21 protein-coding genes and 1 tRNA gene are annotated in these 20788 nt (G+C 40.7%); 9 read left to right on the top strand and 13 right to left on the bottom strand.

Annotated features, from left to right (window positions below; translation table 11 throughout):
* Positions 1–9: 9 nt before the first annotated feature.
* From ACH11B_RS00285 to mraZ, 5 genes are read right to left on the bottom strand one after another with little or no spacing between them, the layout of a single operon-like run.
* On the bottom strand, positions 10–1473 hold the full coding sequence (locus ACH11B_RS00285) for a UDP-N-acetylmuramoyl-L-alanyl-D-glutamate--2,6-diaminopimelate ligase (RefSeq protein WP_149106255.1): 1464 nt from the start codon (positions 1471–1473) through the stop codon (positions 10–12).
* The gene (locus ACH11B_RS00290) at positions 1470–3551 is read right to left on the bottom strand and encodes a penicillin-binding protein (RefSeq protein ID WP_013663389.1); all 2082 of its coding nucleotides are present in this window, start codon (positions 3549–3551) and stop codon (positions 1470–1472) included. Before ACH11B_RS00290 ends, ACH11B_RS00285 begins: the two co-directional genes overlap by 4 nt.
* Positions 3552–3965: an FtsL-like putative cell division protein gene (locus tag ACH11B_RS00295; protein ID WP_013663390.1), complete on the bottom strand. Its 414-nt coding sequence runs from the start codon at positions 3963–3965 to the stop codon at positions 3552–3554.
* 4 nt (positions 3966–3969) lie between these two features.
* Positions 3970–4881 (bottom strand): 16S rRNA (cytosine(1402)-N(4))-methyltransferase RsmH, encoded by a 912-nt coding sequence (gene rsmH / locus ACH11B_RS00300; protein WP_377610204.1) that lies wholly within the window; start codon positions 4879–4881, stop codon positions 3970–3972.
* Positions 4874–5338 carry a division/cell wall cluster transcriptional repressor MraZ gene (gene mraZ / locus ACH11B_RS00305; protein ID WP_013663392.1) on the bottom strand — a complete coding sequence of 155 codons (465 nt, stop codon included), beginning with the start codon at positions 5336–5338 and terminating at the stop codon, positions 4874–4876. Before mraZ ends, rsmH begins: the two co-directional genes overlap by 8 nt.
* Before the next feature lie 497 nt (positions 5339–5835).
* Between mraZ and ACH11B_RS00310 the strand changes: the two genes are divergently transcribed.
* On the top strand, positions 5836–6066 hold the full coding sequence (locus tag ACH11B_RS00310; protein ID WP_041386995.1) for a BON domain-containing protein: 231 nt from the start codon (positions 5836–5838) through the stop codon (positions 6064–6066).
* 68 nt (positions 6067–6134) lie between these two features.
* Here the strand turns inward: ACH11B_RS00310 and ACH11B_RS00315 are convergent, their stop codons facing one another.
* Both ACH11B_RS00315 and gap read right to left on the bottom strand, forming a co-directional pair.
* Positions 6135–7325, bottom strand: a complete 1191-nt coding sequence (locus ACH11B_RS00315; protein WP_130858326.1) for a phosphoglycerate kinase — start codon at positions 7323–7325, stop codon at positions 6135–6137.
* A 263-nt stretch (positions 7326–7588) separates the two neighbouring features.
* Entirely contained in the window at positions 7589–8593 is a 1005-nt protein-coding gene (gene gap, locus ACH11B_RS00320) for a type I glyceraldehyde-3-phosphate dehydrogenase (RefSeq protein ID WP_130858325.1), read from the bottom strand.
* 114 nt (positions 8594–8707) lie between these two features.
* Between gap and ACH11B_RS00325 the strand changes: the two genes are divergently transcribed.
* On the top strand, positions 8708–8893 hold the full coding sequence (locus ACH11B_RS00325; RefSeq protein ID WP_013663396.1) for a hypothetical protein: 186 nt from the start codon (positions 8708–8710) through the stop codon (positions 8891–8893).
* Here ACH11B_RS00325 and ACH11B_RS00330 read toward each other — a convergent pair.
* A complete protein-coding gene (locus ACH11B_RS00330; RefSeq protein ID WP_130858324.1) occupies positions 8890–9717 on the bottom strand; it encodes an alpha/beta fold hydrolase in 828 nt (275 codons plus the stop codon). The genes ACH11B_RS00325 and ACH11B_RS00330 overlap by 4 nt on opposite strands.
* Positions 9718–9952: 235 nt before the next feature.
* Between ACH11B_RS00330 and ACH11B_RS00335 the strand changes: the two genes are divergently transcribed.
* Positions 9953–10026 (top strand) — tRNA-Arg (locus tag ACH11B_RS00335).
* Between the two features lie 240 nt (positions 10027–10266).
* On the opposite strand, the gene ACH11B_RS00340 is transcribed toward ACH11B_RS00335, so the two are convergent.
* Positions 10267–11661 carry a hypothetical protein gene (locus ACH11B_RS00340; protein WP_377610206.1) on the bottom strand — a complete coding sequence of 465 codons (1395 nt, stop codon included), beginning with the start codon at positions 11659–11661 and terminating at the stop codon, positions 10267–10269.
* 266 nt (positions 11662–11927) lie between these two features.
* On the opposite strand from ACH11B_RS00340, the gene ACH11B_RS00345 reads away from it, so the two are divergent.
* From ACH11B_RS00345 to obgE, 4 genes are all read left to right on the top strand, one after another.
* Positions 11928–12308: an AraC family transcriptional regulator gene (locus ACH11B_RS00345; protein ID WP_130858322.1), complete on the top strand. Its 381-nt coding sequence runs from the start codon at positions 11928–11930 to the stop codon at positions 12306–12308.
* Positions 12309–12390: 82 nt separating this feature from the next.
* Positions 12391–13146 carry an SDR family oxidoreductase gene (locus ACH11B_RS00350; RefSeq protein ID WP_013663401.1) on the top strand — a complete coding sequence of 252 codons (756 nt, stop codon included), beginning with the start codon at positions 12391–12393 and terminating at the stop codon, positions 13144–13146.
* A 433-nt stretch (positions 13147–13579) separates the two neighbouring features.
* On the top strand, positions 13580–14152 hold the full coding sequence (locus ACH11B_RS00355) for an adenylate kinase (RefSeq protein ID WP_130858321.1): 573 nt from the start codon (positions 13580–13582) through the stop codon (positions 14150–14152).
* A gap of 23 nt (positions 14153–14175) precedes the next feature.
* Complete coding sequence (gene obgE / locus ACH11B_RS00360; protein WP_013663403.1) at positions 14176–15174, top strand: GTPase ObgE; 999 nt, start codon at positions 14176–14178, stop codon at positions 15172–15174.
* A 56-nt stretch (positions 15175–15230) separates the two neighbouring features.
* Here obgE and ACH11B_RS00365 read toward each other — a convergent pair whose 3' ends face one another.
* Positions 15231–15917 carry a hypothetical protein gene (locus tag ACH11B_RS00365; RefSeq protein WP_130858320.1) on the bottom strand — a complete coding sequence of 229 codons (687 nt, stop codon included), beginning with the start codon at positions 15915–15917 and terminating at the stop codon, positions 15231–15233.
* A 24-nt stretch (positions 15918–15941) separates the two neighbouring features.
* The gene (locus ACH11B_RS00370) at positions 15942–16904 is read right to left on the bottom strand and encodes a hypothetical protein (protein ID WP_130858319.1); all 963 of its coding nucleotides are present in this window, start codon (positions 16902–16904) and stop codon (positions 15942–15944) included.
* A gap of 177 nt (positions 16905–17081) precedes the next feature.
* On the opposite strand from ACH11B_RS00370, the gene ACH11B_RS00375 reads away from it, so the two are divergent.
* Positions 17082–17432, top strand: a complete 351-nt coding sequence (locus ACH11B_RS00375) for a VOC family protein (RefSeq protein WP_377610208.1) — start codon at positions 17082–17084, stop codon at positions 17430–17432.
* A 50-nt stretch (positions 17433–17482) separates the two neighbouring features.
* On the opposite strand, the gene ACH11B_RS00380 is transcribed toward ACH11B_RS00375, so the two are convergent.
* Complete coding sequence (locus ACH11B_RS00380; protein ID WP_013663407.1) at positions 17483–18676, bottom strand: pepsin/retropepsin-like aspartic protease family protein; 1194 nt, start codon at positions 18674–18676, stop codon at positions 17483–17485.
* A 223-nt stretch (positions 18677–18899) separates the two neighbouring features.
* Positions 18900–19469 carry a porin family protein gene (locus tag ACH11B_RS00385; protein ID WP_377610210.1) on the bottom strand — a complete coding sequence of 190 codons (570 nt, stop codon included), beginning with the start codon at positions 19467–19469 and terminating at the stop codon, positions 18900–18902.
* Positions 19470–19574: 105 nt separating this feature from the next.
* Between ACH11B_RS00385 and nhaA the strand changes: the two genes are divergently transcribed.
* Positions 19575–20759 carry a Na+/H+ antiporter NhaA gene (nhaA, locus tag ACH11B_RS00390; RefSeq protein WP_013663409.1) on the top strand — a complete coding sequence of 395 codons (1185 nt, stop codon included), beginning with the start codon at positions 19575–19577 and terminating at the stop codon, positions 20757–20759.
* Positions 20760–20788 lie beyond the last annotated feature (29 nt).

Below are 20788 nucleotides of genomic sequence, written 5' to 3' on the forward strand. Positions count from 1 at the left end.
TGTTTATTATTAGTCGTTTACCTCTTTAAAAAGATCCTTTAATATTGCTTTATCGTCAAAAGGTCTTTTTTCCCCCATAACTTCCTGATATTTTTCATGTCCCTTGCCCGCTATGAGAACAATGTCACCCGGTTGTGCAAGATGAACAGCTGCTTTGATGGCTTCATAGCGATCCGTGATGGAAAACACATGTCTTTTCTTATCGGCAGGTATCCCAGCTTCCATTTCGCGAATAATCTGTTGCGGATCTTCGCTTCTTGGGTTATCTGAGGTTAAAATCACCTTATCACTTAGGTTTGCGGCTACCGCCGCCATTTCGGGTCGCTTCGTCTTATCCCTATCTCCGCCGCACCCTAATACAGCTATTATTTGTTCCTTATTTTTTCGCAAATCTACAATCGTTCGCAAGACATTTTCCACCGCGTCAGGCGTATGCGCATAATCCACGATACCAATAACACCGTTACCCGAAACCAGCGTATCGAATCTACCTTCTGCTCCGGTTAATCTGCTTAAAATCGTTAACACTCGGGTCGTATCCTGTTCCAAAAGAATGGCAACACTATACACTGCCAACAAATTATAAGCATTGAACGCACCAACTAAACGTATCCATACTTCACGTGTATCGATTTGCATTAGCATACCATTGAAATGGCTTTCCACAATCCTCCCTTTAAAGTCGGCAATATTCTTTAAACCGTATGTCTTTTTGTAAGCGTCGGTATTCTGGAGCATGACGCTTCCATTTTTATCATCTATATTCACCAAGGCAAAAGCCGACTTAGGCAGCATATCGAAAAAAGCCTTTTTCGCTTTTAGATAGGCATCAAAAGTTTTGTGAAAATCCAAATGGTCATGCGTTAAGTTGGTAAAAACACCACCAACAAAGGACAAACCTGTAATTCGATGCTGTGCAACCGCATGCGAGCTAACCTCCATGAAGCAATAATCACAACCACTGTTTACCATCTCACATAAAAGCTCATTTAAGCTTATCGGATCAGGTGTGGTATGGGTTGATTCAATGACGCGCTCGTTCACCTTATTTTGTACAGTCGAAATAAGGCCAACTCTAAATCCGAGTTCAATAAATAATTTATATAGTAACGTCGCAACCGTCGTTTTTCCGTTCGTGCCGGTTACGCCCACTAACTTCAATTTGGCGGATGGGTTATCATAAAAGTTAGCAGCTATCAACCCTAGTGCAAAGCCTGCATTCTCAACTTGTATATAGGTAATGTGCCCACTAAGGTCTTGAGGTAGCTGCTCGCATACCACTATCTTAGCTCCCAGGGCAACTGCTTTATCTATGAATACATGACCATCGGTAAGAGTTCCCCTGACAGCAACGAAAAGATCACCATCTACCACCTGGCGGGAATCAAAACGTACCGCATGAACAGTCACATCCATGCTACCTATAACCTGTTTTATAGATACACCATTCAATATTTTCGATAGCGAAATCATTCTAACTCAATTGTAATAAATCCACCTTTATTTACCAGCTCTCCGGGGTTAACAGATTGCTTAACTACTCTACCTTTTCCCTTTACAAAGGTCTTTACTCCTATATTGCCTAATAGATACATGGCATCTTTAAGCCCCATCCCTTTCAAATCAGGGATTTTATCTTCCGGTAGATGATCATCCGATAACAACACTTTCGCCGTATCTTGTTTCAGGTGTTGTGTCGACTTTAACCCTAAAGCACCGAATACATATTGACTATCCTTCTGAAAGCCATATTTAATCGGCGGAGCAGCTGGTACGGAAGCCATTTGCAATTTCTTAAAATCATGATACATCCGACTGTCTCCTGCGTATACCTTTTCTGCAATTTCCTTAAAAACAGGCGCGGCAATCGTGGTTGCGTAGTACCCTCCCTTCCTTGGATTTTGTACAACGACAATCATCGAATATTTTGGGTTATCTGCCGGGAAATATCCTGCAAAAGACCCTTGATACCTTCTTTTGGTTTTATATCCGGCGGCTCCATCTGCCATTTGGGCTGTTCCGGTTTTACCCGCCATCTTAAAAAGAGAATTTTTTAGCTGTTTAGCGGTTCCTTCTTCAACGACCCCTTCCAACATTCCCCTCATTTTAGCAATCGTTTGGTCTGAAGCAATCTTCTCATTGATCACTCTTGCCTCAAACTTCTCTACAGTATTGCCTAAGCGCCGAATCTCTTTTACAAAAAGTGGGGCGATCATTTTACCATTATTTGCGACCGCATTGTATAACGTAAGCATTTGTAATGGCGTTATCTTTAGTTCATATCCATAAGCCATTTGAGGGAGCGTTAACCCGCTCCACGATCTGCTTTTAGGCGTTTTTATCAAAGGTTGCCCTTCTCCCGGTATTTGTAACCCGAGCGGCTCATTTAGATGCATTGCATAGAGTCTATCTGTAAAAGCAGACGGATTATCTTTATAATATTTATAGATTAATTTGGTGACCGCGGTATTAGATGAAACTTCAAAGGCGCGCTTTACTGAAATCTTGCCATCTCCTTTATGCGAATCCCGAATCGTATGCCTATAGACTCTAAATGTTCCATCTTCCGTATCTACAATATCGCTGGTATCAATCTTACCATCTTCAATCGCCGCCATGTAAGAGGCCAATTTAAACGTTGATCCGGGCTCAGAACTTTGCGCAATGGCATAGTTGAACTTTTCCTTATAAACACCTTCTTCCACCCTTGTGAAATTCGCTACAGCGCGCACCTCCCCAGTTGCTACTTCCATTAAAATCACACAGCCATTATCTGCGTCGCTGGCAATCAACTGTTTTTCGAGCGCCTTTTGTGCAATATCTTGCATATTGATATCAATAGTAGATATGATATCAGCTCCATCGGTTGGAGCTACTTCCGTATCCTCGTTGATAGGCATCCAGCTTCCGCCGGCAATTCGTTGTACCAGCCTGCTCCCACTAACGCCGTCCATATACTCAGCGTAGGCCCCCTCTAAACCAACGGGCTGCACGTTATCATTTTTATAACCTATTGTTCGGGCCGCCAAGGTTTTGAAAGGCAAAATCCTTTTGTTTTTTTGCTCCGCGATAAGCCCTCCTTTGTATTTCCCCAATTTAAATATGGGAAAAGAACGCACGGCTTTCATTTCCTGAAAGCTCACGTTTCTCTTCACCAAAAAATAACGGTTCTTATCCTTTCTGGCTTTACGCAATAAACGTCGATACTGTTCAACCGATTTATCCTGAAAGAAAGATGCCAAACGCGCAGCTAATGAATCAACTTTAGAATAAAAGACATCGTCTTCCAGAATACCTGGCGCCATCATATCCATGCGTACATCATATTCCGGTACCGATGTGGCAAGCAGACTTCCATCTACTGAAAAAATATTCCCTCTAGTGGCTTCTATGGTTTGATAGCGGGTAGACAAACTATCTGCCATTGCCTGCCAATGCGCTCCCTGTACAACCTGAAGGCTGAACATTTTATATAGTACAGCCACCGCAAAGAGAACCATAGCCCCGAAGGAGAGGTACACCCGCAACAATATGTCTGTTCTAATATTCATTTATTTATTAACAATATCTTCTTGCCCTAAAACGATTTTCTTTGGTGGCTCAACCAAAGCCTTCAGTCCGATCGTATCAACCTTCCTCGCCACTTCACTCTGTGTACTCTTAAGCATGAGATCGGCCTTTAGCGACTTATATTCCCAGCTCAAATACTTTACTTCTTTTGACAAGGTGTCGATTTCACGTACACTGTCTTCTGCAAAATGCCGATTGGCTATATATATAATAGCTAAAAGTGCCAAATAACCAATAAAAGGAACCGCCGCAACCGCCCTTGCCGCGGAAAAGCCTTTAGGTGTTAACAGCGATTTCAGAAAGTCCTTTGATTCATCTGCTTTCGCTTCTACATCATTTTGCAAGGCCTCTTGTTGCTCTTCACTTAATCCTTCATTTTTGTACCTGTTCAACATACCTTTAACCATTTAACTTCTCCGCCACCCGTAATTTAGCACTTCTTGCTCGGTTGTTTTGTCTTATTTCATCCTCCGAAGCAATAATGGCTTTTCGACTCACCAGCATAAAAGGCTTTATTTCATTCCCATAAAAATCCTTTTCAACCTCCCCTTTAAATTTGCCTTTTGCCATAAAGTTCTTAACTAATCGATCTTCAAGTGAATGATACGACATCACGACTAACCTTCCTCCCGGCTTTAAAACCGCTTGCGCCTGTACCAAAAACTCTTGCAGGGTCTCCAATTCTTTATTTACTTCTATACGTAGGGCCTGAAAAAGTTGTGCATAGTACTTATTCTCCTTTCCCCTCGGAACCAATTTCGATACGATGGACTTCAAGTCAGACACCGTATTAATAGGCCTCGACAAACGACTTGTCACGATTACCTTGGCCAGGCTTTTTGCATTTTGAACTTCTCCGTACATCCCAAAAATGCGATGCAAATCCTCTTCGGAATACGAATTCAAAATACCTTTTGCATCTAATTCACCTACTCGATCCATTCGCATATCCAAGTCTGCATCAAAACGAATGGAAAACCCTCTTTCCGCTTCATCAAATTGATGCGAAGACACACCCAAATCTGCTAAAATCCCATCAACTTGTTTAAGTCCCTGTAAACGCAAATTATTCTTTAAATACCTAAAATTTTGATGAATCAGCGTAAACCGTTCATCCGGCAGGGCATTATTTAAAGCGTCCGGATCTTGGTCGAAAGCAATGAGTCTCCCTTCCTCACCTAAATGTTGGATAATAGCACTCGAATGCCCCCCGCCTCCAAATGTGACGTCTACATAAACGCCATTGGGCTTTATGGCAAGTGCCTCGATGCATTCTTGCAACATGACCGGTAAATGATAACCATTATCCATCCAGTCTTTTATTTAAATTCCCCATCACCTCCTCCGCCAAAGCAGCAAAATCATCTCCTTCATCATCCCATTGCGCGTCATAAGCATCTTTGGCCCACATTTCAATCTTGTTAAACTGACTCGCCAAGACCACCTCCCCGTCAATTCCCGCGTATTCTAACAAAGGCTTGGGTACTAATACCCGGTTAGCAGCATCCAAAGTAAGTTCAGTGGCTCCGCGCATAAATTTTCTCACAAATTCCCGAGTCTTACGCTCGAAGGTATTTAGCCTACTCAACTCCTCCATAATACGATCCCACTCCTTTCTTGGATAAATCACTAGATGAGCTTCCAACCCCCGGTTAATAACAAGCCCTTCCCGCTCCACCTCAGGCATTTGCTTCTTGAGGCCGGCAGGTAATACCATTCTTCCTTTGGTATCTAGCTTGCATTCAAATTCTCCGAGAAAATGAGCCATCTATACAGTTTATCCAAATAATCAAATGTAAAATTAGATAAATCTTCCACTTTCTCCCACTTTCTCCCACAAAAAAGTTTTCCACAGGTACTTCCTCCCACTCACCGCCATTTTTTCGCAATTTCCAACCATAAATTGACGATTGGAAAAAACCAGTCTCTTAAGCGCTTCAAGTCCTTTTTTACCTTCGACCATCAGCCCCTTCAAACGAAAAAAGAAAAAATATCAGCTGAAAAAAACCGAATGAAATACTGAAAAATATTGTAACATTGATGGAATATCCCTAAATTTATAACAGATTAAACAACTGAGGAGCAACAGTTTAAAACATTATACAACCAAAATTGTATTAGAGAAAACCGCATCCATAAAACAAATAGCGGCCAATTATAATTTAGAATCAAATTTTAGCAGTCATGAACTCCAAACGGTTATTCGTACTACCTGTTATAGTAATGGGAGTATGTTTCTGGCTAATATCATGTAGCTCAAAATCATTGAAGGATCAGCGTGCCCAGCAGGAAATTGAATACGTATTAGAACCAGGAGCACAAGTTGTTGTGTCAGAAGGCATCGCAACATTTACCGGCACTTTTCCGGATGAAGAAAGCATGAGAGAAGCGGAACAGACGGCAAGAAGTATTAAAAGTGTCAAATCGGTAGTCAACAAGGCCACCGTCGCACACAAAGTGCAAACAGCGGTAGATTCAAATGAACCAACGCAATAATTTCTGTAAAAATAAACAGCAAAGGAGGGCAGTGTCCCTCCTTTGCTGTCTTATATCTTTAGGTAAAACTAATCGTTCACTGCTTTTACTCCTGGCAGCTCTTTACCTTCCATATACTCAAGCAGGGCACCTCCACCGGTACTTACGTAACTTACATCATCTGTCATATTAAACTTTGTAACAGCCGCAGCAGAGTCGCCACCACCTATTAAAGAAAAAGCCCCCTCCTTCGTCGCTTCCACCACCGCTTCCGCAACTGCTTTGGTTCCTTTTGCAAAAGTGTCCATCTCAAACACACCCATTGGTCCGTTCCACAAAATAGTTTTAGACGATTTAATAACTTCTGAAAACTTCTTCGCTGATTCGGACCCAATATCTAAGCCCATCTTATCGGCTGGTATTTGGTTGTTCGGACCATCATAGACAGCAGCATCATTTGCAAATTTGTCGGCAATCTGCGAGTCTGTAGGCAAAATCAACTGGACTCCTTTTGCTTTCGCCTTTTCCACTAAGCTATTTGCTAAGTCAAGTTTATCCAACTCAACAAGCGATTGTCCAATTTCTCCTCCTTTTGCTTTCACAAAAGTATAGGCCATTCCGCCACCGATAATCAGATTATCCACTTTAGAAAGTAATGCATCAATCAGTTCTAATTTATCAGAAACCTTTGCACCACCCATAATAGCTGTAAATGGTCTTTCTGGATTATTCAATACCTTTTCCGCGTTTTTTAATTCTGCGGCCATCAAATAACCGAAATATTTAGCCTGAGGGAAAAACTTCGCAATCACTGCTGTTGATGCATGAGCCCGGTGGGCAGTACCGAATGCATCATTTACATAAACATCACCCAATGCCGCTAATTTTTCGGCAAAAGTCTCATCACCTTTTTCCTCTTCTTTATAGAAGCGCAAATTCTCTAGCAACAATACCTCGCCATTTTTTAGATTCTTTGCTTTATCAATTGCCTCTTGACCAATGCAGTCATTTGCAAAAGCGACCTGAACACCCAGCTCTTTAGAGAGATGGTTTACAATATGTTTTAAGGAAAATTTGTCGGTAGGCCCATCTTTTGGTCGTCCAAGGTGCGACATCAAAATCACAGCTCCACCGTCCTTTAAAATCTTTTCGATTGTTGGTTTTGCTCCTTTTATACGATTATCGTCTGTGATATTAAAATTTTCATCCAATGGCACATTAAAATCCACCCGCACTAAAGCCTTCTTCCCGGAAAAGTTAAAATCTTCAATTGTCTTCATTTGAATAGTTATTAATAATATGTTGTTCGCGTTGCTAAGTCAGTAAAAAAGAACCTGCTGCTCAGTATGCCATTACGGGTTACTTCCGTCTCGCAAAAGCTCGAAAGCCCCCTGTTCATTAACCTTGCAGCTTGCACTGTCGCAGCAAACATATAGAAAAATGCTTGCTTCTGCAATAAAGCAATACCGCGGAAAGCGTGAATTAACATAGACTTAAACACATCACGCTCCGAAGTCCTATTCCCTAAACATCAAATCGATAACTAAAAAGCCTGATTAGCTTTTAACTTAAGCAATAGATCTACTAAGCGATTAGAATACCCAAATTCATTATCATACCAGCCCACAACCTTTACCAGTCCCCCTACAACTGACGTTAGTTGGGCATCGAAAATACAGGAAAAAGGTGAGTTGACAATATCGATCGAAACGATGGGATCTTCCGTATACTGTAAAATTCCTTTCAGATCGTTTTCAGCTGCTTTAGCAAACGCATTGTTAATTTCCGATACCGACGGCTTTCTCTCCAATATGCAGGTAAAATCAGTTAGCGAACCATTCAATACAGGCACACGGATGCCTGCACCACCTAATTTTCCATCCAAATGAGGAAAAACATTCGTTACTGCCTTCGCAGCCCCTGTTGTGGTCGGTATAATGGATGAAGAAGCAGCTCGCGCTCGTCTCAAATCTTTATGTGGCGCGTCGTGCAGATTCTGATCACCGGTCATGGAATGGACGGTCGTTATATAACCATCTATAACCTTCCAATGTGCATCCAATACTTTAATGAGTGGAGCTACATTATTTGTGGTACAGGAAGCATTAGACAAAATGGGACTACTCCAATCGACCGTTTCATCATTTACTCCTAATACGATTGTTGGCACTTCCTTATCAGGAGAGGGAGCCGAAATCAAAACCTTTTTCGCGCCCGCCTTCAAATGTTCCGCTGCCAGGTTCTTAGCCGTAAACTTTCCGGTACTTTCTACCACCACATCAATGTCGAGCGTATCCCAAGGTAAATCCTGTGGAGAACGGACGTTAACAATCCGAATGGATTTTCCATTTACAACCAAATCATCACCACTGATAGCGACTTGCCCTTCGAACGGACCATGTACCGAATCATATCTAAATAAATGTGCAAGCGTCGCTACATCAGCCAAGTCATTAATGGCAACTATTTCAATCGCATCATTTCTTCGTATTATATTTCGTAAAGTGTTTCGGCCGATACGACCAAAACCATTAATAGCTACCCTCATTCGTTTGATATATTAGGAATAGGCAAATTTACTTTACCTAACTGTGCAGTTAAAACAAAAAATGTGTTTTTGTGTTAAATCAACGTAAACATTCTACAAACAAATCGTTACACCATGAACAGGCAAAGCAAAAACAAGTTTGAACCCCACGACTCCGAGCAATCTACACCGGAGGATAATAAAGTCGTTAAAAAAAAGAAAGACACGCAATACAAAAAAGAGCCGGCCAATTTAAAAAGCCCTGCCAAAAAGAAAGAATTCAGCGAACAACCTCCCACAAAGCACAATACCCACAACTAAACAAGTTTGGCAAGATATTGCTCCAAGATCTGATTAAAAATTTCAGGGGCTTCTAAATTAGGCAGATGCCCACAGTGCTCAATCTCCACTAATTCTGCATATTTAATATGCTCTTTCAATACTTGGGCTTGCTCTCGGGTCATCAACTTATCTTCACTTCCCCTAATGATCAAACAAGGAAAAGGGATGGTATGCAGACTTTCTGTTGTATCCGTTCTTGAAGCCAAAGCCAAAAGAGTTGCACATATACTACGGATATCATTCCTTCTGATGCTACTACGAATCAAGTCGACCTCTTCCGTCCTTGTCTGCAAGCTCGTCTCCGAAAAAACATTCCTTACAAAACCTATAGCAAAAGTTCGTCTACCATATTTTAGTACCGACTGTATGGTATCGAAGCGTTTAATTTTAGCCTCATTTGAATCCGCTTGCGAGTTCGTATCGGCCAGCACCATTCCATGGAAGACTGAAGGAGCTAATTGATAAGCCCGTAAAGCGATATAACCTCCCATAGAAATTCCACACAACACCACTTTATCCAATCCCAATCTCTCTACAAACGCGATTAAATCCTGTGCAAAAACATCCACACTGAAGTAACCATGTCCACTTGTACTCCTCCCATGGCCACGCACATCCATAGCAATACCTCGAATGTCTTCCGGTAGTGCTTCTAACTGATATATCCACATATTTTTATTAAAGGGAAAGCCATGGATAAAAATGACGGTCTTCGTTGGACGGGCAGACTCTTTCAGCAAATAAGAGACGCTGATATCCCCCACTCGTATTTTTTTTCGTTGTACGGAAAACTGATAATTCATGTTCTTTATAAACTTCAAAGCTAAAAATAAGTTTTACCAATGCATGCATTTTACCACATATCTTGTACCAAGATGTACAAATATTCACTGAAATACATCCCATCAAAAAAATCACTTCTTTTTTTACCCACATAATCAATTATTTAACAAAGAGCACAAAATTTTTAAGCTATTTTTATTTAAATATTTTTGGAATTTTAACAATCGTTCATATCTTTGCATTCCAATTCGGAACGCACTTGTAGCTTAATTGGATAGAGCACCTGACTACGGATCAGGAGGTTAGGGGTTCGACTCCCTTCAAGTGCACATCAGAAAGCGAGATATATAATGAATATATTTCGCTTTTTTATTTTGCAAAAATCTTTATTCTTTTCTAGCCCAAATGTAACCTTGCGTACTTGGTATTTCACTTTTCATTCGGCTCCTTTCTATAGCATCCATTATAGAAACCCTGTTCCTTCGAATAATTTTATACTCTCAACTTTTTTTGCTCTTAATTTTCTACCACTTTAATTTGTCCGTTCTATTGCGTTCGTTTTTATATTTCTACGGTATCTTCCAGTCATTACTCATCAAAACCGGATTAAACTCAATCGAAGTAGTGGTTGCGGTAACTTTTGTCTTTCCATCGGAAGATTCCGTAGTACCGGGGTATGTGATGCCGTTTGTCTCCCTAAAATCTTTATAAATGGACATATTGGGATCAGCATGAATGGTATAGGCGTTTCCTTTCAAGGAATAATCACTGCCAATCAAATAAACAATTTTATGCTGATTTTTGTAGAAAGTAATGATATAATCGTCTCCGGATGGAGAGACAACTCCGCTTAAGAAATAGCTATTTAAATTTTTATGTAAACCCAGCACCCCTTGGTACAAGCTTAACATTAGCTCCTCTTTTTCGTCTTGCGACAGGGCTTTTTTTACTCCCTCTACCCACTGCCAGCCTTCATTTCCGTTCAGCTGTTTTACCAGCAGCAACTTACCGTTTCGTCGCAGCTCGGCGCGTATTTTATTGTTGACAATATCGGTTACAAGGGTAGCTTGTATATTACCTGTTATGGTGGCAATTTCTCTGACAGTTGTTATCTTATCTATACTTTCGCCACCATACTGCCTCCGGAGACCAATTAATAGATCGGCTGGTGTAGGAAGCCGGGTTGTCACAGATAGGTCGGCGGGGCCGCTATCCTCTGTTGTTCGTTGTGTAGTTATAGTCGCTTCCCCCTCTTCCTGTCGGAAATAGAATTCTCCATCCAGCAAAACCAGGTCTTCTTCGTTCGGTGGACTATAAAAGAAGCTATGTTTGGAAACTGTTCCATTGCCGAATGTAAACGTTATTTCTCCATCGCCAAGCTGATACGTTCCACTGCTTATACCCCTTTTTTCAAATTGGCCACCCACGGTACCCCCTGTTGCATCTCCTGCTACTCCTACCATGCCGGAACGGTCCATCGAAAAATTTCCCTTTCCATCAAAATACAGATAATTTGAAGAAAAAGCACCTACAGCCGGCGTACCTGTTCCCATACCCCCACTGGTAGAAGCATTCCTTTTTTCATATACGCCCGCGGGAAGAACCGCCACTTTCTTCACCTTATGTAAAGTATGCTTCACACCAGCGGTGCTTTCGAGATTACCATTGGTTGCCAACGTATACTTTTCGCTTTCATCCCCGTTTTGGAATGTCAGCTGTACGATATTATTTGTAATTGTATAATAACCGCTAACTTTCGTTTTCCAGTCAGTTTGGCTTAATGCGTTATTAAAGGTACCATCGTTTCTGAAATAGATCACGATATTATTGATCTGCATGCCTTGAAAGGGTGTGGTATATAGCTCTGCACCAATATATACACCGTTAATCCTTAACGACTGTGCATGCACAACAAATATCATTACAATGAACAGACAAAGGGATAGGAAGCGTTTTTTTGTCATAAAAATACATGTTAAACAATCTTTTCGGACAACTTATTTGTAAAAATTATTCCAATTAAATATCCGTATTGTTCGATTAAAAATCAATAAGGAGCTCAGTAAACTATTCCTTAAACTTGCGAACTGAATTTCCGGTATTTGGCGAAATGCCCAAACAAGCCGCAAATTTCAGGACTATACGCTATTCGTCTTTATAGAATTATTTTTAACTTGCGATTAACGCTAAATAATTCAACTGATTTAATAAAACCGTTAATCAGTCTACGATGAAAAACGAGAAACAGCTTACAAGGAGTGAAGAGATCACGGAACAATACTTTCGCTTATTAGATAAGCATCTACTGGATATCGTTGAGGCGCGAGCCACAGAAATGATGTCCCTTAAGCAAATCGCTGAAAAGCTTTTTGTATCGCACAATCATTTAACTGATACAATACAAAAGACGAGGGGCCACCATCCTTGTCATTTCTACGATCTAAAAATAATTGATTGGGCAAAAAGGCTTTTGTCTGATTCTGAACATCCTGTCAGGGAAATTGCGCTTCTCTTAACTTATGATCCTTCTAATTTTTCAAAATTCTTCAAGAAAATGACCGGTCAAACTCCCGGTCAATTCCGGGAATCCCGGACACCGAAGGTCTCTTAAATAAAAATCCGAAAAGTTCACCATAATAATAGTGAACCGAATCCGATTTTTGTCTAATTCATAAACTTAAAATTTAAATGCTATGGCACGAAATGATTTGAATGGAAAAGTAGTTCTTATTGCCGGTGGAGGTAAAAACCTTGGAGGTTTGCTGAGTAGAAATCTGGCAGCAAAAGGTGCAAAAGTCGCAATTCATTACAACAGTGAGCAGACCCGGCCAGATGCCGAGCAAACACTTGCAGCTATAAAACAATCGGGTGGTGATGCGTTTCTTTTTCAGGCTGATCTCACCCAGATTGCCAATATCAAAAAGCTTTTTGAAGAAACAAAAAGCAAATATGGAGGAATCGATATTGCGATTAATACGGTAGGACGTGTATTGAAAAAACCATTCGTAGATACTACAGAAGAAGAATATGACAACATGTTTGACATCAATTCAAAAGTAGCCTATTTCTTCCTTCAGGAGGCTGGAAAACAGCTTAACGATAACGGAAAAATATGTACCATTGTAACCTCCTTACTTGCTGCCTATACCGGTTATTATTCAACTTATGCCGGTGCAAAAGCACCGGTAGAAGACTTTACGCGATCGGCTTCGAAGGAATTCGGTGAACGTGGCATATCCGTTACAGCAGTAGCGCCCGGACCAATGGATACCCCCTTCTTTTATGGGCAAGAAAGCGACGATGCGGTGGCTTATCATAAATCTGCCTCCGCTTTGGGTGGCCTAACAGACATCAAAGATATCGCGCCGTTAGTTGAATTTTTGGTAACAGATGGTTGGTGGATCACCGGACAAACCATTTTTGCAAACGGTGGCTACACCACACGCTAAAGCATATCTAAGAAAGATGATGTTTTATCCATCATCTTTCTTTTCCCGTATATAGTCAGCACATTAGGTTCTTTTGACTTAAAACATATCATCCACCTATAAAACAAACCTTCCTTCTTACAAAGTATTCGGATACTTATCGTTTAGCGCCTGTTTGCACATATGAATCTTTCATGATTGAATGCAAAAAAATAAAAAAATAAGCCTTACCTTTGCGACCGCTCTTTTTTACTAAAGAGTCATTTATACGAATGTAACAAGGGCCGAATTCTTAAGTGGGCAAGGCTTTTGTTATCATTAACAACGTACAAAACTTCAAAGAAGTAAAGTTCCGAAGAAAGCTAGCGGCAAAGATGTAGATTGTGGAAACCGTTGGTTGTACAAGTTTAACCGTGTCTCGATGTAAAAACACATTGAGCAAAAAATTCATAACATGCTAAATTTAGTTTTATTTGGCCCTCCAGGCGCCGGAAAAGGTACACAATCCCAAAAACTTATTGAAAAGTATCAATTAGTCCATCTATCTACAGGAGACCTCCTTAGAAGTGAAATTGCGCAGGGAACTGCTTTAGGACTAGAAGCTAAAAAACTGATGGATGATGGTAAGCTGGTTCCTGATGAAGTTGTAATCGGTATGATCAGTAACAAGCTTGATAGTAATCAAGAGGCAAAGGGTTTTATTTTCGATGGTTTTCCACGTACCGTAGCGCAAGCTGAAGCTCTTGACAAACTCTTAGCATCAAAAGGAGCGCAAATATCCGGCATGATAGCACTTCAGGTTGATGAAGACGAGCTGGAAAAAAGACTATTACTACGTGGAAAAGATTCCGGTCGTGCCGACGATGCTAATCCCGAAATCATCCGCAAACGTATCGTAGAATATAATTCAAAAACAGCACCGGTTGCCGGTTATTACCAGCAACAAGGAAAACTACAGAATATTGATGGAATAGGATCCATTGATGAGATTTTTAAGGCAATATGCGCTGTTGTAGACCGCTATTAATTCCAGTAATTCAATAACAAAAAATGGCTCAAGGTTCAAACTTTGTCGATTATGTTAAAATTTGTTGTCGTTCCGGTCATGGAGGGGCTGGCTCTGCCCACCTCCATCGCGACAAACATACAGCAAAGGGTGGACCTGACGGGGGCGACGGGGGCAGAGGAGGCCATATTATACTGCGGGGCAATAGTCAATTATGGACGCTTTTGCACCTTAAATACAGAAAGCACATTATCGCTGAGCCCGGCGGGCCGGGCTCCAGCGCATTGCAACATGGCAAGAACGGAAAAGATGAAATCTTGGAAGTTCCGTTGGGCACTATCGCCAGGAATGCCGAAACAGGGGAAGTCCTATTTGATATTACCGAAGACGGTGAAACCAAGGTTCTCACACCCGGGGGGCGCGGCGGATTAGGCAACTGGCATTTCAAAACACCAACGCAACAAACACCACGCTTTGCTCAACCTGGTGAGCCTGGCATAGAAGAATGGATTGTTTTGGAGCTCAAAGTATTGGCTGATGTAGGCTTGGTCGGTTTTCCGAACGCAGGTAAATCCACGCTACTTTCCGTAGTTTCTGCAGCTAAGCCCGAAATAGCCGATTACCCCTTTACAACATTAGTTCCCAATTTGGGTATCGTATCTTATCGCGATAACAAATCTTTTGTGATGGCCGACATTCCTGGCATCATTGAAGGCGCCTCTGAGGGAAAGGGACTGGGTTATCGATTCTTAAGACATATCGAGCGTAATTCCGTATTGCTTTTTATGGTTCCTGCTGACACTCACCGCTCAATTGCAGAAGAGTTTAATATTCTCTTACACGAACTCACGGCTTACAATCCGGAGCTCTTGGATAAACCCCGTCTGTTAGCCATTACAAAATCCGATATGCTAGACGAGGAACTACAGCTGGAAATGGAGCAAGACCTTCCAGAGCAAATCCCTTACATCTTCATTTCCTCCGTCGCACAAAAAGGACTGCAGGAACTTAAAGATTTAATCTGGAAAGCGATAAACAGCTAAGCACTCTTTTTTGCAAAACAGAAAACCAATGTTAAGGCTAAATTCATATTGTCCAACTACTCACGCCTAAACATTTTCACCGAACCATCTAGGTTAAAGTCGATGGCAAAACGTTGCCTTGAACCGTTTATACTTCGAGGATACCAAATAAATTCACCATCCCAAACAATACCGTACACATGGTTGACCGGTTTTGCTCCCTCTATCGTTCCCGCCTTTTCGTTATAGTTATTCATAATAGTTGACACCGTTCTGAATTTAATTCTATCCAGATCAAACAGCTTACTTTGTAGATTAGTTCTAATAGAAATTTGAACAGGCTTTGGCTCACTCCATACCCCATCATCATATTCGTAAGCATCAATATACTCCGGATTCTCGGGATGTTGAAGATTAAGCATCACCCTTCCATCATCGTAAAAGTGAATATCGTCATATAGTCTGATTTTCTTTCCATTATATTGCGGAAGTTTCCTTAAGGATTGCTCTGCCTTTCCAAGGGCAAGGGTATCACTTAAAAAATCTTTTACCGGAGGTGGTGTAACTTCTTTATATATTTTTCTTTGTTGAACAGTTTCTTGCTTACTAGTATCCGGCATGAGGTTACTTGCTGAAGCCGCAGTATCTTTCTCAGCTTTTGAAGAGTCATCAAAAGTATCTCGAATGCTTTTGGTTATACTGTTACAAGCAACCATAATATTTAGGGAACCTATCAATAAGATAGTAAGTTTGTAAGTTTTCATGAAAATTTAAATACCCTATTGAAATTAATCATTCAGATCCTTGCTAAAAGCTATTGTTTGGGGATCTTCTTCTAAATAAAAAATGTCTACCGTCTGTTGCTGAGTTATACTCACCTCCAGCAGACTTACGATTTTCTTAAGACTTACCCTATGCGTCCGACCCCTCTCGTCCTTAAAATCCAACTCAAACCGCACCTGTGGCTGTTCATTAATGTAAGTACCGGTTTGTTTTGCGCTTAAAATCCTCGCGGTAGCTTGCTTTCCATAGAAGATCAATCGTAATACATCCTTGGGTAAGCCACTAAGTTGTCCCAGTAAAGCATCCAAGCCGAGGAAGCTGAGCAATAAAATTAAAGGACATAATAATAAGGGATGCCAGAAGATAAGGAATCGCCACCCGGTGCCTCTGCTTTCCAATTGATAGGAGAAAATATAATAGGCGATAACAAGCCCTAAAGCCAATAACCATCCTATGATAGAAAGAAACATTTGACTTTTCCTTAATTCTACTTGCACCCCATCCGGTATGAAGACGGGGCTACTTTTTAAGGTTTTATCAATCCGTAGTTTTATACGTTTACCTGCTTCGTATCGATTCTGTTGCGGCTTACTATCATTAATAGGTATTGTCTGTAAAACCTTCGTGCCTGAAAAATTCTCAAACCGCACCGATACCTCCAAGGTTTCAACGTCTTTTGCGACAGGTTTAAGCGTTTTCACGTCCACAATTTCCCCATCCTTTAACACGCCATCACGAAGCAGCGACTCAATATTTGATTTCGTCTGTAAAGTGAGTGCGATCCATCGCTGATAAAGCTTATATAAAACGATCGTCCACAATACCAGCGAAATTAACAGATAGGTTAAAGCCAACCAAGGATTTGTACCGTCTCCCCTTATTTCAGAATTGTAATTGATACTATAGTACAATATCATCGGAAAGGGAACCGCGAAGAAGAACATGTAAGCTTTCCAAAAGTAACTCATTATATTTCATTTTAAGGTCAACATGTTTGCAATACACATCCCAAAAAACACAGCGATTTCAAAAGCAACGTTTACAATAATAAAGAAAGATTCTTAAATTAGGCTGATTGAACCTGGAAAACCCCTGTTTTCAGCTAGATAAATTTTCATCTAAGGGGACAAAGAAAAAGTAAGCTCATGAAGGTAAAACGTATTGTAGCAAATATAGAAACAGATAACATTGAATTGGCAGCAACCTTTTATGGTGACGTATTAGGCTTACAAAACGTGATGAACCATGGATGGATCGCAACTTATGCGTCCTCTGAAGAAAGCGGAACGCAAGTAAGTTTCGCCTCGCAGGGAGGAGACGGCCTGCCTGTACCGTATTTGTCTATCGAAGTGGACGACTTAGACCAAGCATTAACGGAAATAACAAAACATGGCTTTGAGATCATTTATGGACCTTCCCATGAATCTTGGGGAGTAAGGCGTTTTTTTTTAAAGGATCCTTTCGACAATATTATCAATATTCTATCTCATGAATAAGCCCCACTTCATCAAAGCTATCCGCATAGAAGTAAAATTAGGTTAAGTGACTAAAAAACTTGTTTTATACTTTTTATCTTGAACTTAAATATTAGCAGTTCTTCCTTTCGTCGTACCAGCAACATGACTTCCTTTTTTGGCCGCTGCAGCGCCTTTTTATATTGGGCAAAATTCACACTGAAATCACCATTTACAGCGAGCAACAAATCGCCAACTTTTAACCCGGCCAATTCTGCGGGTGACCCTTTCGCCACGCCTCCGATTTCTATGTTTCCATCAATTAATTGCAAGTCCAAGCCTGAATAGGCGTAATCAAACCGATCCCGAAAACTGTTATTAGGTATGAGGTGAATATCTCCCTTTTCATAGTTATAGATCATGTTAAAACGCCTGAAAATATCGTTCCCGATCAGGCCGCCCAAGTAGGGATAGGAAGTCACATCATACACATCATCAAAAATCAAGGTAGGGACATGTTTAAATTTGTACGGACCAAAACGGAGCTCCTTAATAACCGTTAAATCCATCTGTATCTTACCCCCCAAACCATGTCCTTCTTTCGGCCATAGCTTTCGATTCCATGCTAACAGTGTACTATCTTCAACGAACTCTTTCGAAAGCATAACACATACACCCGCACCGATATCGTGCAAAAAGCGCGCATTCACTTGGTGCTTATCTTTTAATAAGGCCCGCTGCACCACTAAACTTTTTATGTTAGGCCTTAAAAGAAAACCTCCCTTTGGATAACGAATGGTGCCTTGCGAGCAGATATGCATCAGGCTATCATCATAATTTATTTTCACTATATATCGGCTAAATAATGAGTAGCCAATGATCCCATCAACTTTAACCCCGTACACACTTGAAAGAAAAGAATAGTCGTTGATATGAAAATTTAAGCTATCAACCGTATATCCCGGGAACTTAAGATGCTGATTATATAGATAGCTAACCTGTTTAATGCCTGCAACGCCTCGGATGCGGGTGGCGCTTGGCGTCGGTTTCAATCCAAGAGAAACAACCGTGGAAGAATCCAGGGAAATACCCCCGCTCCCGGTATCTAAAATAAAATTTAATGTATCTGGAAAACCATTCAACAAGGCGGGCAAAACAACCACTCCACCCATTAAGGTTTTAAAATGCACCTCGCTTAATACTTGAGAAGGCGAAGGAACAATTTCTTCTTGCGCAGCACTACGCATATAGCCCACCAGTAATAAGGCAAAAAAGACGAGACGCATGTTCTGTTTATAAATGGTTATTAAAGTATAAAAATACTAAATAATTTTAAAAAGTAACAGGCCAATAATCGGGGAGATTAGAGGCCTGTCAACCAATTATAAACCTAAATTATGAAAGCACAAAGCTAATACTTTTTTCCATAAACACAAAATTTTCTAAGCTGTTATAACTTTTTTAAAAAACAACAAAAAGATAAGTGTCTACAAAACAATTTATTGTTACCTAAAAAATCTTAAATCCGACAGCTAATGAGTATATGCCTGCCTTTTGGCCAAGACGCTTGTCCAGATCGGTAAAACTTCTACTATAGCGCGCATCCAAGGTAATATTTCCTATGTCCACCCCCACATTAAAAACGCCGCCTATGTTGAATTTTTTAAAGTCGCCGGATTTAAACACATCCGGCTCATTCAGATTGTAACTAAAATCAGGCCCTAAAGAAACTCTTAACGCAAGTGCTTCTTGGTCCAGCAGCTTATATCCCAACATCAAAGGCACATTTAACTGGCTCAACTTTGGGTTATGCCTTTGACCGTTGTATTGAAATTCATTGGAAAAATGTACAAAATTGAGCTCCGGTTGAAAAAAAACTGTTTGGCCTATGCGAGCGAATGCACCCGCCGTAAAACCTACCTTTCCTTTTTTGTCATTTAGTCCTTGTGCATCCGAATGAAGATTAGCGTAGTTGGCTCCTGCCTTTAAGCCAATGGTCCAATCCCCTATTTGCGCTTTTGTACTTGATGCACTTGTTACGATAATAGCGATAATCGCCAATAATTTAAACAGCTTCATAGTTCTCATATTATTTTAAAACTATGACACCTTTGCCCTTTCATACCCCTATAGTTTTACCATTTTTTCTGCCAAATACAGGCTTTTTTTGCTATTTTCGCCAGTATGGCTAAAATAATTAACTTCAAATCCTTTCAAGAGTTCTTAAAATCCGGTACTGCGGGTGGGGTAATTCTGATTCTTTGTGTTGTCATCTCCCTTATCATTGCCAACACAACCTTCAGTGGTGCTTTTAATAATTTTTTAGAAATGAAAGTAGGTTACCATTCTGAAACCCTTCATTTGGAATATCCTATTATCATTTGGATTAATGACGGATTAATGGCCATTTTCTTTCTCTTAGTAGGTTTGGAAATTAAGCGGGAATTGGTAGAAGGTGAACTGGCATCGATCAAAAAGGCAACCTTACCTGTATTTGCTGCACTCGGTGGTGTAATCGCACCGGCATTGATCTATACCTTTTTCAATAAAAACTCGGAATTCGCAGGAGGTTGGGGCATTCCAATGGCAACTGACATAGCCTTCGCCTTGGCTATCATCACGCTCTTAGGCAATAAAGTACCTTCCTCATTGAAAATATTCTTGGCGGCATTGGCTATTGTAGACGACTTAATGGCCATACTTGTTATTGCTATATTTTACTCAACCTCCCTGCAATATCAATACCTCCTATATGCCGGTCTATTGTTCGCCCTACTTTTGATTTTCAATAAGTTAGGAGTCAAAAAAATTATTTTTTACCTAATTCCGGGAATATTCATGTGGTATTTCATTCACCATTCAGGTATTCATGCAACGATTGCCGGTGTTCTTACAGCTTTTACCTTACCTACCACGCCGGACGCTACAGAGTCTCCTTTAGAAAAATTAGAGCATCTATTAGTAAAGCCGGTGAATTTCCTGATCATGCCGATATTCGCTTTGGCAAACACGAACATCAAATATGAAGATGGCATGCTAGAAGGTTTATTTACACCTTTAGGATTAGGAATAGCGCTTGGTTTGTTTCTTGGAAAGCCAGTCGGGATTACTGCTTTTTCCTGGTTAGCTGTTAAATTAAGAATTAGTAATCGACCACACGGTGCTTCTTGGAAACACATTTTAGGAGTCGGTATGCTGGGAGGAATTGGCTTTACCATGTCGATTTTTATTGCCATCTTATCTTTCGCGAATGCTACGCATGTATTAGCCGAAGCTAAATTTTCCATTTTAGCCGGTTCCGTATTATCCGGCATCGCGGGAAGCGTCCTACTACTGTTGACAAATAAGAAGGCTAAGAAAGCGCTGTAATTTTTATTTACTGATAGTCAAGCTCTAAC

The sequence above is a fragment of the Olivibacter sp. EAT-5 genome (assembly GCF_044784325.1).
Taxonomy (GTDB): domain Bacteria; phylum Bacteroidota; class Bacteroidia; order Sphingobacteriales; family Sphingobacteriaceae; genus Olivibacter; species Olivibacter oleidegradans.

Coding starts and splice junctions, on each gene's coding strand:
- ACH11B_RS00285 (WP_149106255.1), bottom strand. CDS start 1,473: ATGATTTCGCTATCGAAAATATTGAATGGTGTATCTATAAAACAGGTT.
- ACH11B_RS00290 (WP_013663389.1), bottom strand. CDS start 3,551: ATGAATATTAGAACAGACATATTGTTGCGGGTGTACCTCTCCTTCGGG.
- ACH11B_RS00295 (WP_013663390.1), bottom strand. CDS start 3,965: ATGTTGAACAGGTACAAAAATGAAGGATTAAGTGAAGAGCAACAAGAG.
- rsmH (WP_377610204.1), bottom strand. CDS start 4,881: ATGGATAATGGTTATCATTTACCGGTCATGTTGCAAGAATGCATCGAG.
- mraZ (WP_013663392.1), bottom strand. CDS start 5,338: ATGGCTCATTTTCTCGGAGAATTTGAATGCAAGCTAGATACCAAAGGA.
- ACH11B_RS00315 (WP_130858326.1), bottom strand. CDS start 7,325: ATGAAGACAATTGAAGATTTTAACTTTTCCGGGAAGAAGGCTTTAGTG.
- gap (WP_130858325.1), bottom strand. CDS start 8,593: ATGAGGGTAGCTATTAATGGTTTTGGTCGTATCGGCCGAAACACTTTA.
- ACH11B_RS00325 (WP_013663396.1), top strand. CDS start 8,708: ATGAACAGGCAAAGCAAAAACAAGTTTGAACCCCACGACTCCGAGCAA.
- ACH11B_RS00330 (WP_130858324.1), bottom strand. CDS start 9,717: ATGAATTATCAGTTTTCCGTACAACGAAAAAAAATACGAGTGGGGGAT.
- ACH11B_RS00340 (WP_377610206.1), bottom strand. CDS start 11,661: ATGACAAAAAAACGCTTCCTATCCCTTTGTCTGTTCATTGTAATGATA.
- ACH11B_RS00345 (WP_130858322.1), top strand. CDS start 11,928: ATGAAAAACGAGAAACAGCTTACAAGGAGTGAAGAGATCACGGAACAA.
- ACH11B_RS00350 (WP_013663401.1), top strand. CDS start 12,391: ATGGCACGAAATGATTTGAATGGAAAAGTAGTTCTTATTGCCGGTGGA.
- ACH11B_RS00355 (WP_130858321.1), top strand. CDS start 13,580: ATGCTAAATTTAGTTTTATTTGGCCCTCCAGGCGCCGGAAAAGGTACA.
- obgE (WP_013663403.1), top strand. CDS start 14,176: ATGGCTCAAGGTTCAAACTTTGTCGATTATGTTAAAATTTGTTGTCGT.
- ACH11B_RS00365 (WP_130858320.1), bottom strand. CDS start 15,917: ATGAAAACTTACAAACTTACTATCTTATTGATAGGTTCCCTAAATATT.
- ACH11B_RS00370 (WP_130858319.1), bottom strand. CDS start 16,904: ATGAGTTACTTTTGGAAAGCTTACATGTTCTTCTTCGCGGTTCCCTTT.
- ACH11B_RS00375 (WP_377610208.1), top strand. CDS start 17,082: ATGAAGGTAAAACGTATTGTAGCAAATATAGAAACAGATAACATTGAA.
- ACH11B_RS00380 (WP_013663407.1), bottom strand. CDS start 18,676: ATGCGTCTCGTCTTTTTTGCCTTATTACTGGTGGGCTATATGCGTAGT.
- ACH11B_RS00385 (WP_377610210.1), bottom strand. CDS start 19,469: ATGAAGCTGTTTAAATTATTGGCGATTATCGCTATTATCGTAACAAGT.
- nhaA (WP_013663409.1), top strand. CDS start 19,575: ATGGCTAAAATAATTAACTTCAAATCCTTTCAAGAGTTCTTAAAATCC.